General features: G+C 45.4%; 11 protein-coding genes. 8 read left to right on the plus strand and 3 right to left on the minus strand.

Going from position 1 to position 13000, the window contains the following annotated elements:
• Position 1: 1 nt before the first annotated feature.
• The 3 genes from AABW11_RS00770 to AABW11_RS00780 are packed head-to-tail and all read right to left on the minus strand — an operon-like array spanning position 2 to position 3323.
• A complete protein-coding gene (locus tag AABW11_RS00770; RefSeq protein ID WP_340102583.1) occupies positions 2-1378 on the minus strand; it encodes a sigma-54-dependent transcriptional regulator in 1377 nt (458 codons plus the stop codon).
• Positions 1379-1387: 9 nt separating this feature from the next.
• On the minus strand, positions 1388-2896 hold the full coding sequence (gene dacB / locus AABW11_RS00775; protein WP_340102584.1) for a D-alanyl-D-alanine carboxypeptidase/D-alanyl-D-alanine endopeptidase: 1509 nt from the start codon (positions 2894-2896) through the stop codon (positions 1388-1390).
• Positions 2853-3323 carry a PTS sugar transporter subunit IIA gene (locus tag AABW11_RS00780; protein ID WP_340102585.1) on the minus strand — a complete coding sequence of 157 codons (471 nt, stop codon included), beginning with the start codon at positions 3321-3323 and terminating at the stop codon, positions 2853-2855. Before AABW11_RS00780 ends, dacB begins: the two co-directional genes overlap by 44 nt.
• Before the next feature lie 255 nt (positions 3324-3578).
• On the opposite strand from AABW11_RS00780, the gene AABW11_RS00785 reads away from it, so the two are divergent.
• The 8 genes from AABW11_RS00785 to AABW11_RS00820 all read left to right on the plus strand — a co-directional run bounded on the left by AABW11_RS00785 (position 3579) and on the right by AABW11_RS00820 (position 12993).
• Positions 3579-4241, plus strand: coding sequence for a heme exporter protein CcmB (locus AABW11_RS00785; protein ID WP_340102586.1), 663 nt, complete (start codon positions 3579-3581; stop codon positions 4239-4241).
• Entirely contained in the window at positions 4241-5443 is a 1203-nt protein-coding gene (locus AABW11_RS00790) for a DNA polymerase III subunit (RefSeq protein ID WP_340102587.1), read from the plus strand. Before AABW11_RS00785 ends, AABW11_RS00790 begins: the two co-directional genes overlap by 1 nt.
• 1 nt (position 5444) lies before the next feature.
• Positions 5445-6275, plus strand: coding sequence for a diaminopimelate epimerase (dapF, locus tag AABW11_RS00795; RefSeq protein WP_340102588.1), 831 nt, complete (start codon positions 5445-5447; stop codon positions 6273-6275).
• Positions 6256-7566 (plus strand): type IX secretion system plug protein, encoded by a 1311-nt coding sequence (locus AABW11_RS00800; RefSeq protein WP_340102589.1) that lies wholly within the window; start codon positions 6256-6258, stop codon positions 7564-7566. Before dapF ends, AABW11_RS00800 begins: the two co-directional genes overlap by 20 nt.
• 8 nt (positions 7567-7574) lie before the next feature.
• A complete protein-coding gene (locus tag AABW11_RS00805) occupies positions 7575-8810 on the plus strand; it encodes a hypothetical protein (protein WP_340102590.1) in 1236 nt (411 codons plus the stop codon).
• A gap of 9 nt (positions 8811-8819) precedes the next feature.
• Positions 8820-9314 (plus strand): hypothetical protein, encoded by a 495-nt coding sequence (locus AABW11_RS00810; protein WP_340102591.1) that lies wholly within the window; start codon positions 8820-8822, stop codon positions 9312-9314.
• Positions 9307-10026 (plus strand): SAM-dependent methyltransferase, encoded by a 720-nt coding sequence (locus tag AABW11_RS00815; protein WP_340102592.1) that lies wholly within the window; start codon positions 9307-9309, stop codon positions 10024-10026. Before AABW11_RS00810 ends, AABW11_RS00815 begins: the two co-directional genes overlap by 8 nt.
• Before the next feature lie 717 nt (positions 10027-10743).
• A complete protein-coding gene (locus AABW11_RS00820) occupies positions 10744-12993 on the plus strand; it encodes a hypothetical protein (RefSeq protein WP_340102593.1) in 2250 nt (749 codons plus the stop codon).
• Positions 12994-13000 lie beyond the last annotated feature (7 nt).

Raw genomic sequence — 13000 nt, forward strand, 5'->3', positions numbered from 1 at the left:
ATTATCGTTCTATATCGTATTTTTTCATTTTATTATAGATGTGGCTCCGCTGAATATCGATCGCATCAGCAGTTGCGGACACATTCCAATCGTGGTCTTCCAGTTTCTTGATCAGGTAATAGCGCTCGGCTTTCTCTTTGTACTCCTGAAACGTGAGCGACTGCTCCAGAAGCTCGTCAAGTCCGCCGTTATCGCTGCCTGTCATTGTAGCGAGGCGGATCACATCATCACGTGTAATTTCATCCCCATCAGACAGCAGCGCCATGCGTTCAACAGCATTTTGCAGCTGACGAATATTTCCTGGCCAGCTTAACTCTTTCATTTCATCAAGAGCATCATTTGAAAAGGATTTCCCGGCATAAATAATATCTTTCTGTGACAGCCGCGACAAAAACCATTTGGCTAACACAGGGATGTCTTCTTTTCTTTCCCGAAGCGGCGGCACATGAATGGGAATCACGTTTATCCTGTGAAACAGATCCTCGCGAAACCGGTTCTCTCGGATCTCTTTTTCGAGATCTCTGTTAGTTGCCGAAAGAAGTCGTACATCCACATCAATTCGTTTGCTTCCGCCCACGCGGGTCACCTGGTTTTCTTGCAAAACGCGCAATACTTTTGATTGCGCATCGAGGCTCATATCTCCAATTTCATCCAGAAAAAGCGTGCCGCCGCTCGCCTGTTCGAACTTTCCTATGCGCTGTTCAGAAGCCCCTGTAAATGCACCTTTTTCATGGCCGAACAGCTCGCTTTCGAGCAGATCAGTCGGAATCGCGGCACAGTTCACATCTACAAATGACTTTGATGCGCGGGGACTTTTTTCATGAATCCATCGCGCCACAAGCTCTTTCCCCGTTCCGTTTTCGCCGGTTATAAGTACACGGCTGGTACTGGGTGCTACTTTTTCAATCGTCTTTTTGATGCGGCTGATCGCAGCGCTCTGACCTACCATCTCCGTAACATTATTCAGTTCCGTTCTTATACGCCTGTTCTCTTCAATCAATTCGTTGCGAGAGAGTGCATTACGAACACTAATGAGTAAGCGGTTCAGATCTGGTGGCTTTTCAATAAAATCGAATGCGCCAATTTTTGTAGCCTCAACGGCAATCTTAATAGTACCGTGACCACTGATCATGATCACCGGCAGTCCTGGTTTAATGTCCTTCACTTTTTCAAGCACTTCAATCCCGTCCATCCCTTTCATTTTGATGTCCAGGATCATCAGATCAACAGTATTTGATTGAACCTGACGTAAGGCGTTTTCCCCGCCTTCGGCTTCTAAAACTGTATAATTCTCGAACTCAAGAATCTCACGCAAACTATTGCGGATACTCTTTTCGTCGTCAGTTACAAGAATGGTTGGATTTGATTTTCCGGGCATAGAGTCGGCTCAGTACCGTGAATAAAGATAGTCCAGAATTTGCTGATGAATTCTGTCAACAACCGCCGTTCGAACGGTATAATTATTTGTGGCGATGGTTACTACCAGACGCTCACCGCCAGCGGTATTAAGGTAACCACTAATGGAACGAACTCCCGACATAAATCCGGTTTTCCCGAAAAAGTTGCTGGCGATATTACTATTATAGAATCGGTATTGAAGCGTACCATTGCGGCCGGCTATCGACAAGCTGTTATAGTAAATATCAAAATAAGGTTTCTGTTGCATATCAACCAAAAAACGGTTCAGGTCGGATGTTTTCAGCAGTGTGGCCGGTGCCATGCCGGATGCATCGCGAAGTTCTACAGCGGTTGTATCAAACCCGTGGGTATTCATAAATCCTTTCACCAGCTCCAAACCAAGTTCAGTTGAACCAGGCACGCCGTATCGTTCAGCAACCAGCGTTTTCAGCAGCATTTCGGCGTATAAATTATCACTCTCCCTGTTAAGCCGATCTATCATGGTATGAAGCGGCTGCGAGCGATGGCTATGAAGCTCCGTGAACCCGCCATCATTCCACGCAATAGGTTCATCAGACAGCAGCAACTGCCCCTCAACCCTGATGCCCATCAGCTGAAGATACCGCTTAAATGTATCAATAAAATAAAGTGACGGGTTATGCACGCTCAGCGGTTCGGTCTCGTAATGCCCCTCCGGCAACGTACTTCTCAGGTAGATGGTATTGCTGCCAAGTTCCCTCCGGTAGGATTCATCAAACGATGTACTTGCCGGCGTGATCCGTTGTTCATTGATAAACTGAACGTAAGGCGTTTCAAACGGAAACCATGTGATACTCGGCTTTGATCCGGGATCACCATCTGCCCTGACCTCCAGGTCAACCACGTTCTGATTAAAAGAGAGTGCACTAATTTCGGGCGCATAATAATAGCTCAGGTCATCCCACTCCCAGCCGCGCGGATACGGTACGTCATCAAAATATCCGTGATGTCCAATGATGTTGCCATCAATAACTTCAACGCCCATGGAGTCGAGCTTTGAAAACCAGTGCTGGAAAAGAAACATCGGATCTTCGTATGCCTCGCCGTTAATTGATGGATCACCCGCACCGCGAATATAGAGATCGCCATTCCAACGGTTTCCGCTTTGTTCACCCGAGCCGTACAAGTTGGTTTCAAACTGAAAATCCGGGCCAAGCTGATCGAGGTAGGCAGCTGAGGTTACCAGCTTAAGGTTTGATGCGGGACGGATCAGGAAGTCCCCGTTATACGCATCCAAAATATCACCAGAGGAGTTGCGTACCTGGAATGACCAGAATGAAGATGAGGCAGCGCTATTCTCTATAATATCACGAATAGGAGATCTGTCTTGCCCGTCAGCGGTGAGATTGAGACAAGGAAACAGAATCAGCCCAAAGACCAGGACTTTCACTGCGTTGCTACACGAGCTGATCATTCTAATTCCCGAAATATTCTTTCTCTTCAGTTTTAAATGTCTCAAAAATCTCATCGGGGTTTTCACACTCAAGTAGTTTGTTACGAAATGTAGAACTGTTCATGAGCCGTGATATTCTGCTCAATAGCTTGATATGTTGATTCGATCTATCTTCAGGACCAACGAGCAAAAAGACCATTTTAACAGGTAGATTATCGATGGAATCAAATTCTACGCTCTCATCGAGAACGGCAAAACTTGCAAGGGTTTCACTGATGGAATCACATTTACCGTGTGGAATTGCAAGCTGTTTGCCAACCCCGGTCGACATAATCTCTTCACGGTCAAACACAGACTGACGAATTTTTTCCAGCTGTTCTTTATTCACTTTAGGCTCGAGTAGATCAACGACACTGTTGATAAGTTCCTTCTTATCAGCAACCTCAAGCCCTTTGGCAATTGTTGACCTGTCTAATAGTGTGCTAATATCCATAAATTCTGCTAAATAACGAATGTAGCAAAGTAGATTGCTTACTTTTTAATTTGTCAATTTTTGCATGATACGCAATTTTTCGGTCCCACAAAAAATGCGGGCAACGATTGTTAATGATACTATTTCGAGTTTGACAGCGGGGAGAATAGGGATGTGTGCAGACACAACTTCTGATTACCAAAAACAATAAAAAACCGTTGCGTCCCTCCTGCTCTTTTTCCATACCTTACAGGTTACTAAATATCAAACTGGCAGATGGTAAAACCGGCATTTACAATTCTTAAAAAAGAGATAGCGATCGAGCTTCGCACGCGCTATGCGTTAAACACACTTCTCGCATTCACGGGCGCCTCTCTTCTGCTAATTTTATTCACACTGCGTGCAGATCAGATGAACCCAACACCGAAAAGCGGCCTGGTATGGATCATCATTCTCTTTGCCGCCATGACCGGCATGATGCGTTCTTTTTTACAGGAAGCAGATAAAAAAACATGGGATCTGCTAAAACTACATGCTCAGCCCACGGATATTTTCACCGGAAAAATTCTTTACAACTTCCTGTTCTTGTTGATACTGCATATTTTCACATTCTTTTTCTACCTGTTTATGATGAACATGTCGATTGTCAGTTTCCCATATTTTGTGGCCGCAATACTATTTGGGTCGGCGGGGCTGGCTGCGGTTACAACCCTAACCTCAGCTATGATTGCAAAAGCCGACCGCAAGGGTTCAATTTTTTCTGTGTTATGCATTCCGCTATTGGTGCCGCTGTTGCTTATTTTAACATCCGTCACAAAAAGTGCACTCATCGAAGGCGCCACGCCAGATGCTCTTGACGACCTAACCGCCCTGATTGGATACTGTGGCGTTACGATTACCGCCGGCGTTTTATTATTTGATTTTATTTGGGAGGACTAATGGACATTATAGATGAACAAGTTCAGCTTGGCGATCGCAGGATTGTGGGGCAGGCCCACGCACTCGATCAAACCAAACGAATATTTACATCTGACCGGCTGAGCCACGCCTACCTGCTTACCGGGCCAGCTGGTTCCGGGAAAACGGCATTTGCACTTATGATGGCGGAGGCGATCAATGGAGTGGACAATCTGACTGACCTGAAGGGAACAGCTAAAAGCAAGAAATCAAGCTGGTTTTCCCACCCTGATATCCACCTGTTTATCCCGCTGCCTACCTCAGCAAATATATCGGAACTGACCGAGCGTCAAAAAATTCTTACCAAAGATCCCTATGAGATCGTTGATTTTTCACTGCGCCCGGAACTGGGTAAAGATGGCAGTTCAAAAAATAAACGCGCCTTCTATTTCATTGATTACTATCGTGAAGAGATTCGTCCAAAAACCGTTCTGAAACCGAATGAAGGCAGACGAACCATCATGATACTGACCGGCATTGATACTATGCGGAAAGAGGCGGCAAACGCATTTCTGAAACTTCTTGAAGAGCCCTCCGGCGAGGTGATGTTCATTCTCACAGCTGATAAAACCGACCAGCTTCTGCCTACAATAATGTCGCGTTGCCAGCAAATTCGGTTGTCACCTTTATCGCATGATGAGGTGCGGGACGGCCTGATAGAATATGATGGATACAATAAAGAAGACGCTGAATTTTTAGCCCGTATTTCCGGCGGGAATTACTCCCTATGCCGTTTTCTTGATCTGGAAACACTCCAACAGACAAGAAAACAGACGGTCGACTTTCTTCGGTACGCTTACACGCAGGACGCACACTCCCTCGTTCAGCTGATCGAAGGCTGGCAGTCAGATTTGAATCTTGAAAGTCAAATTGCCCTGTCGAATACTCTGGAGCAACTTCTGCGAGATATAATGATCTACCGGGAAACCGGCAATAAAACACTCATCACAAACATTGACCAGCTTGATGTGATCAAAAAATTCTGTGAGGGTTTGGGTGAAGCTAAGCTTGAACGAATGATTGAGGAGCTGCAGGATTTAAAAGGACTCTTCTATCATAATGTACAATTTAAGCTTATCTTTACGGCCCTTGCATTTAGGTATGGAAACCTGATGCGGGGAATTGAGCCATTGATCACCTCAGAAACTGCCTGGAAACATCTGCCGGCATACAGTGACACTTAGTATGATAAACCTGCAATCTTTCCCTTTCGTAAAAATGCACGGAGCCGGGAACGACTTTATTCTTTTCGATAACCGAACACTCAATCTTTCGAATGAACAGATTGAAGAACTGACGCCAAGGCTTTCCAACCGGAAGTTCGGCGTTGGGTCTGATGGTGTAATCGCTCTTCATTACGATCGTACAAAAGAAGCTGATCTTGTGATGACCTACAAAAACCCCGATGGCAGCGATGCCGGTATGTGCGGAAACGGGGCGCGCTGCTTCGCAAACTATGCCGTTACCCTTGGCGCGCCGTCCACGTTTAGTTTCAGAGTTCACGACAAAGTTTATCGTGCCGAAACGCAGACAAATTCAGCCATAATTCACTTTCCTCTCAAGACAGAAGTTTATAAACAAATTGTGGAAGGCACCGAACTTCTGAATGTTTACACTAACACCGAGCACATTGTATGCCCGGTTTCAGAAGACATGCTTGCTGAAGAAACTGATCTTGTTGAAAAGGGACGTGAGCTGCGCTACCATAATGAATTTAAACCAGCAGGTACAAATGTAAACTTTATTTCAGGTACCAAGCCCGAATCTCTTTCCCTTCAAACATATGAACGGGGCGTGGAACAGTTAACGCTTGCCTGCGGAACCGGTGCTATTGCGTCCGGTATTGCATGGCATCATATGCAGGATGCCGGCGGGGGTAACTATCACTATCAAATAAATGTAAAAGGAGGCACGCTTACCGTCCATTTTTCGTTTTCAGAGCATTCAGGACATTATTCCTCTATTAAACTTGAAGGTCCAACCGCATTTGTATTTGATGGCCATTTCTACCTCTAAGCAATTTTTGTTTCTACTTTTTGCGTCGCTGGCTTTACTTCAGTGTGGGACATCACGGAACTCCAGTAGTTCAGAAACAAACAATAAAAAATCCTACACGCCACTCGAAAATCAGTTTACAGTTCCCGGTCAGGTGAATGCAAGCGACATCGTATATTCGGTAAAACTGCATCGTTCCGGAAACAACCTGTCGGCCCCGATCATACAGCTTAACAGTTCACAAAAGCTTCGCCTGTCATTTGATCTTCTTGAATTTGAATCGCGCCAGCTATCTATTTCTTTCACCCATCATAATCCCGACTGGAGCCGCTCAAGCTTGGCGGAAGACTTCTATAAAGAAGGATATTTTAACCTGATGCTGCCGTTTGGGCGTGTAAGCCGGACTGAACGGCCGGATTACAGGAATTACCAGTACGAGTTTCCAAATGAGAATATTGAGTTTCTGGTCAGCGGCAACTACATGCTGCAGGTTGAAGATGCCGACTCCGGAAACCTGCTTTTTTCAATGCCCTTTTTTGTTAGCGAAAACCAGGGAGGTATTATTTCACAGGTTGAAACAGTTATCGTGCCAAGAGAGGAAGGCAGAGTTTCTCACAATCCGGAAAGCATATTTGAAACTCCGGAATTTATAGCCACACCCCAGTTTGATCTGGAATTTTATTACGTCCAGAATCAGTTTTGGGGACGTGCTAAAGAGGCCGGTGAGCTGGATACATCTACACCGGGAGAGGTTCGGTTTGAAGTCACTCGGAATAATTCGTTTGTAGGTGATTATGAATTTCAGTTACTCTCACTTACCGACCTTACCCAGCAAGATCCGCAAATCCTTGAATATGACCCGTCAGAAATACCTCCGCGAGTCGTTTTATTTGAAGATGTGCAAGGTTTTACCGCAAATCGTAATCAAACGCCATTGTCAAATCTAAGCGGGGCGAATACATCATTAAGTGCACGGTACGGAAATGTCCATTTCAGATTTGATACCGATCGTCAATTAAACAATGATTCAGACATTTATCTCGTTGGAGACTTTACAAACTGGTCTTTAAGATCTGATTATCGATTAAAATACCATCAGGACACCGACCGATGGCGTACAAACGGAATCATAAAAACCGGCACTTACGCATACAAATACGTTGTCGTTCAAAATAACGAGATAAAAGATCTCGCCCTGGATGATTCCTTTACCCGAAGCCGGCAAGAGTATCATGCGCTGGTCTACTACCGCGACCCAGATCGATTTTACTACCGGCTGCTTCAAACAAATAACTTTTTCAAAAACAACTGATTAATTTTATGGCAAGAGTATTTAAATTTTTTGCCGCGTTCTTTGTCACGGCTGTGGTGATATTTGGTGCCATCCTGGCTTTCAACTGGGACGCATTTAACACGTTTTATGATAACCGGGACGCAATGGTTGAAGGTAGCCAGTGGGTTGAGGAGACTTATTCCCTGCGTGGACTATCGAACTATATCGACCAAAATCCGGATCATGTATCTATAGTCAGCAGCGTGATTGAAACGCCCGATTCCACGATTCGTTTTATGGAGCATGTAAAACGTCCGATGGGAACCACGGCTAACTTTTTCATTCTTGTTGCTGCTGCGGAAATGATTGAATCGGGTGCTGCATCACCTGATATGCCCGTAAGCTGGAGTGAGGTCACAGATCACCTTCTCCCGGGTGTGAACCGGTCTGAGCATGAAATAAGCTACACTGCTGCATCGGAACGCGGTTGGTTAAACGACAATGATGAATTATCGCTTGATAACACATTGCAGCTTCTTGCAGAGTTTAATGCACTTTCACTGGCCGATAAGCTTTGGTGGCACATTGGACAGGACAGATGGACGGCTTTGGCAGACACACTGTCACTCAATAATACAGACATGCCGCTGCCCTACTCCGGCCTTTATCTTACGATATCCCCGGGCATTCGTGATATGGAGGCTGAAAATATTTACGATCTGGAGCTTGTTAAGGAGCCAATCGACTATCGTGATTCCGTTATTGATCGCGCCGATAATTTTTTGAATGATCCGGAATTTCGCGAGAACACTCTTTCATACATGGAGGACAATCGCCTGGGCAATACGTTTATGCAGGAACGCGATGCCCTTGCACTATTTCCAAAAACTACAGCATCTGAAATGACCGACCTCCTGGAAAAGATGGTTAGAGATGAGCTGATTTCACCCGGCGTTAGCCAGCGGGTAAAGGATTGGATGAGATGGCCAATGGAAAGACAATCGGGTATCCGCCGCGATTTCACTGATTATGGCGCCATCTACGATAATCGTATGGGACTGTTAAACGGGATCGATTTTGGCACTTCCAGGTATACCGGCGATACGACTGTTCAAGCCGTATTTTTCGATCGTATTCAAATAGCGTTTTGGTTTCATATGTCAAGTAATCACATGCACCAGGATTTCCAGCAGCGCCTCATTTTTGATCCTGCCATGATAGAGCAGATGAAAGAGGTGGAGTCGTCTCACCGGCAGGCGTCATCACCCCACATAACCCCCTAATTTAGTTCGATGAATAAATATTATTTCATTTTTTTGATTTGGCTTCTTCCCGCCTACTTCCTGTTCCAGGGTAGCTACCAGGTTCTGATCTATTACGGAATTGAGAAAACCTATACCGAAGGCGAAAGCTATGTGGCCGATGTTCTGGAGTTTGATGTAAAACAAATTGCCGCACAAACAAATGGCTATGTAATCCTCCGCTTCACCACCAGAGATGGCAATACCGTAACCGAACAACTTGCCTTGCCTGTTCAGATGGCCCAGGTAATTATGGAATCTGAGCAAATCCCTATCCGCTACCTGGCCGAATCATTTAAGCCAATTGTAATGCTGACTGTCTACGAGCTGCAAAAATCTGTTGTCCTTGTAAATATGGCGGTTTCATCTCTTGGATTAATCTTTACACTCATTGTATCTGGCTTCGCAAGCCGATTTGCCATCAGACGACTTCGTCACGGCGAGGATACACTCGAAATTGAACGCTTAGATACAGTTAATGCCTGATTCATCCCCGAATACCCTTTACCTGATTCCTACACCGATCGCACGACGCAAAGAGAACCTCGTTCTACCGGAGCATACGCTTAATATTATCCGGACGGTTAACACGTTTGTTGTTGAAAAAATGCAGACCGCCCAGAGTTTTCTTCAGTGGGTTAACCATCCAACGCCGGACTACAAACAGACGTTTCGCGTACTGAATAAAAAAACACCGGATCACGAAATCATTAGTTTTCTGCAGCTTCTGAAAGATGGTAATGTTGGGTTGATGTCTGAGGCCGGCGCCCCCGGCGTGGCTGATCCCGGTGCAAAATTTGTAAATCTTGCCCATCAAAATGGGTACAGCGTTCAGCCGCTTGTAGGCCCGTCCTCTATTTTATTAGCGCTGATGGGGTCCGGGATGAACGGCCAGTCTTTTGCTTTTCATGGCTACCTGCCTATAAATGATAGCGAACGCCAAAAACGAATCCAGGAACTGGAACGTGAATCTGCTTCCTCATCACAAACGCAGATTTTTATGGAGACGCCCCATCGAAACATGTCATTGCTTGAGCAGCTGCTTCAAACATGCCGGCCGTCGTCAAAACTTTGTATCGCGTGCAACCTTACGGCTGATGACCAGTTTCTGAAAACCCGCCGCATCATGGAATGGAAAAACAGCCCCACTCCAGACCTCCAAAAAAAGCCCTGCCTCTTTTTACTCTCTGCGAGTTAATTAATAACTGGCTTCAGAAAAGAGCGCCAAACTATCTACTGTCATCCCGGCCCTGAGCCGGGATCTCCCATTTCAGTTCGAACCATCGATTCTGCCAGTGGCAACTTCTTTCCTGGATACAAAAACGGGAGATCGCGGATCGGAGTCCGCGATGACGATGTTCGGGATCACGGGTTCGAACCATGAGTCATCCCGGCCCTGAGCCGGGATCTCCCATTTCAGTTCGAACCATCGATTCTGCCAGTGGCAACTTCTTTCCTGGATACAAAAACGGGAGATCGCGGATCGGAGTCCGCGATGACGATGTTCGGGATCACGGGTTCGAACCATGAGTCATCCCGGCCCTGAGCCGGGATCTCCCATTCCTGCCTGAGCGATCAATACATTCTCTGGCCAATTCTTCGCCATGCAAAAACGGGAGATCGCGGATCGGAGTCCGCGATGACGATGTTCGGGATCGCGGGTTCGAACCATAAGTCATCCCGTCCTTGAGCCGGGATCCCCCACTCCAGGTTGTACCATTGTGACCTCTGTGGCCAATTCTTCGATTCAATTTGCTCACTCTATCAAATATTAAAATTATTTAATACTTCTCTTCTCAGACCGATAATACAAAAAGCTGTCTACCAGATTAAACAGCAATGATTTAGCTATAACGGGACTACGTTCTCTTCAATAATAAAGTCTATCTCAGGACAACTGACATATAAATTGGCCATGAAAAAACTACATCTACTGCTATTTTCAGTGATTGCTATAACTGCTTTAACACAGTGCGAAGCGCCTGAAAGCCCTGACTTTATCTTATCCAGTAAAATAGATACGCCCTTTATTGCAGAAAGTAACTTCCAGTTCTTTGGCGGTTCAAATGCACTGATTGATACGTCAAGCGCAGACCTGAATGATCTGCTGTCTATCGACGGCGAAAATTTTATCACCATTTCCCGTGAAGAGTCGTTTGATTTTGGTGATATCGAAAATGCGATACCGGCAATTGAAGTAGCCCCAACAGCCATCAGTACTGAGGTTGGTGAAATTGAACTGAGCAGTTTCTCATCACAAAATGGCAGCGGAAATGTAGGTCAGGCTGGGTTTGAAGACCTCACAGGACAACCATCACTTTTACAAGCGGGCGATCCTATTCCCGGTGCTGAATCTCCGTTTCCTGTAAATATAGATTTGAGTACCGACTATTTTGTGAGTGCACAAATTAAAAGCGGGTCTATCGTCTTCACCTTTCGGAACGAACTTGGCTTTGATTTGGACGATCTTACATTAGAACTATTCAGCGAAACGAAGTCACTGGGTATCGTATCAGTCAGTAATTTTGAACATGGCAGCACGCGAATGGAAGGAATTGAACTTGTTGATGAAAGCCAGGTTGATGCTGCCGTTGACCTTAGGGACATTAACGTAAATGTAACTATTGCCTGGAGCAGCCAGCTAATGAAAGCTGATCCCGGCGATTTAATTGTTCAGAGTGTTGAAGGGGAAAACCTGATTGCTACGCAAGTTGATGCCATTATTCCGGCACAGGAATTTCACACATCAGGCAATACTGCTTTTTCGGAAAATGAATTTCTGTTTACAGACCAGCAGCATTATGCAGAATTTGCATCAGGCGAACTGCTTGTCGATGAAATCATTAATTCAATTGATGTAGATATTGAAGATCTGCAAATCTCCTTTCCCGCCCTGAGGCTTCCGCCGTATGCTGCTGAAGATTCACTTGTGATACACTTTAGCGGTGATAGCAAAATTCAGCGCAATACGACCACTCCCACATCAAGGTCTGTTTCGCTTGATGATATCCGGATTTATGCAACAAACAACACCATCAACTATAACATATTTGCCATCACTGAAGACACCCAGCAGTCAGATGGATCAGATTCACGAATCATTAATTCCTCCGATGAGGTGAATGCCCAGGTAGGACTCCGGGATCTTGTCGTTAGAGAAGTGTTCGGTATCGTTCAAAACCGGCAGGTGCTGCTCAATATGGATGTGGCGTCAGATGGTGCCACAGCCGAGATCATGAATGATCTTGAAGCTGAAGTCATCAACATCGACGGTATTGATGAGATTTCGCGACGAGTTGAAGGCATCGAATTTACTCAGGCAAGTCTGAATGTCATCTATCAAACCAACGTAAACATTTCAACATCTGTGATTGCGGCTTTCCTGGGAACAGACGCTAACGGAAATGAATTTTTCCTAAGTGGTATGCCCGGAACGGAAACAGAAGTGCTTGCCGGTGACAGTTCCGAAAAGCTTATAATGAACGGCACCCCCATACCAAAAGAGTCTCTGATCAAATTTGACATCGAGGGCAGCGGAAATCCTGAGGATATTTTCTCGAAAACCTTTGATAGGAATAATTCAAACATCTCTGAATTTTTCAATCGGCTTCCCGTATCGATCCGATTTGTTGGCCTGGCCGACATTAACAAAAAAGGCGACACCGGCCGTATTACAAATCCGGTTCAATTTAAACCATCCATTGCGGTTAATATACCACTTGCTCTTCGTGCAGAGCTGGCTACGTTTACCGATACCACGTCAGCTGATCTGAGTGACCTTCCGGGTCCGGATGACGATTCTTTTCTCGAAGAAGGATCACTTAAAATAAGATATATCAACAATATACCACTTGGTGTAAATCTCCAGCTCGAAATGCTTGATGACACGGGAACAAGTCTTACCTCTCTCCCACTTTCCGGTGGTCTGCCAATTGAGTTTAAGGCAGCCAGCACCGGTGGTGATGGCTTTTCATCATCATCTGCCGAAGATTATACCATTATCTCTCTCAACCGCGAGCAGCTGGATCAGCTCAATAAAACACGTGATGTTCGATTAACCGCCGGACTCAACAGTTCAAATGCTGAAGAAGTTAAAATCAGAAATACAGATGATGTCAGCATCTCCGTGAGCGGTAATTTTGTCATCAGAAATAAAATTAATTGAGAGAGGA

It is taken from the genome of Rhodohalobacter sp. 8-1, from assembly GCF_038150125.1.
GTDB lineage: Bacteria > Bacteroidota > Rhodothermia > Balneolales > Balneolaceae > SW132.

Excerpts from the sequence above, each read along its gene's own strand:
- AABW11_RS00810 (WP_340102591.1), top strand. The coding sequence starts at position 8,820 with ATGAATAAATATTATTTCATTTTTTTGATTTGGCTTCTTCCCGCCTAC.
- AABW11_RS00780 (WP_340102585.1), bottom strand. The coding sequence starts at position 3,323 with ATGGATATTAGCACACTATTAGACAGGTCAACAATTGCCAAAGGGCTT.
- AABW11_RS00800 (WP_340102589.1), top strand. The coding sequence starts at position 6,256 with ATGGCCATTTCTACCTCTAAGCAATTTTTGTTTCTACTTTTTGCGTCG.
- AABW11_RS00815 (WP_340102592.1), top strand. The coding sequence starts at position 9,307 with ATGCCTGATTCATCCCCGAATACCCTTTACCTGATTCCTACACCGATC.
- AABW11_RS00785 (WP_340102586.1), top strand. The coding sequence starts at position 3,579 with ATGGTAAAACCGGCATTTACAATTCTTAAAAAAGAGATAGCGATCGAG.
- AABW11_RS00770 (WP_340102583.1), bottom strand. The coding sequence starts at position 1,378 with ATGCCCGGAAAATCAAATCCAACCATTCTTGTAACTGACGACGAAAAG.
- dapF (WP_340102588.1), top strand. The coding sequence starts at position 5,445 with ATGATAAACCTGCAATCTTTCCCTTTCGTAAAAATGCACGGAGCCGGG.
- AABW11_RS00820 (WP_340102593.1), top strand. The coding sequence starts at position 10,744 with ATGAAAAAACTACATCTACTGCTATTTTCAGTGATTGCTATAACTGCT.
- AABW11_RS00790 (WP_340102587.1), top strand. The coding sequence starts at position 4,241 with ATGGACATTATAGATGAACAAGTTCAGCTTGGCGATCGCAGGATTGTG.
- AABW11_RS00805 (WP_340102590.1), top strand. The coding sequence starts at position 7,575 with ATGGCAAGAGTATTTAAATTTTTTGCCGCGTTCTTTGTCACGGCTGTG.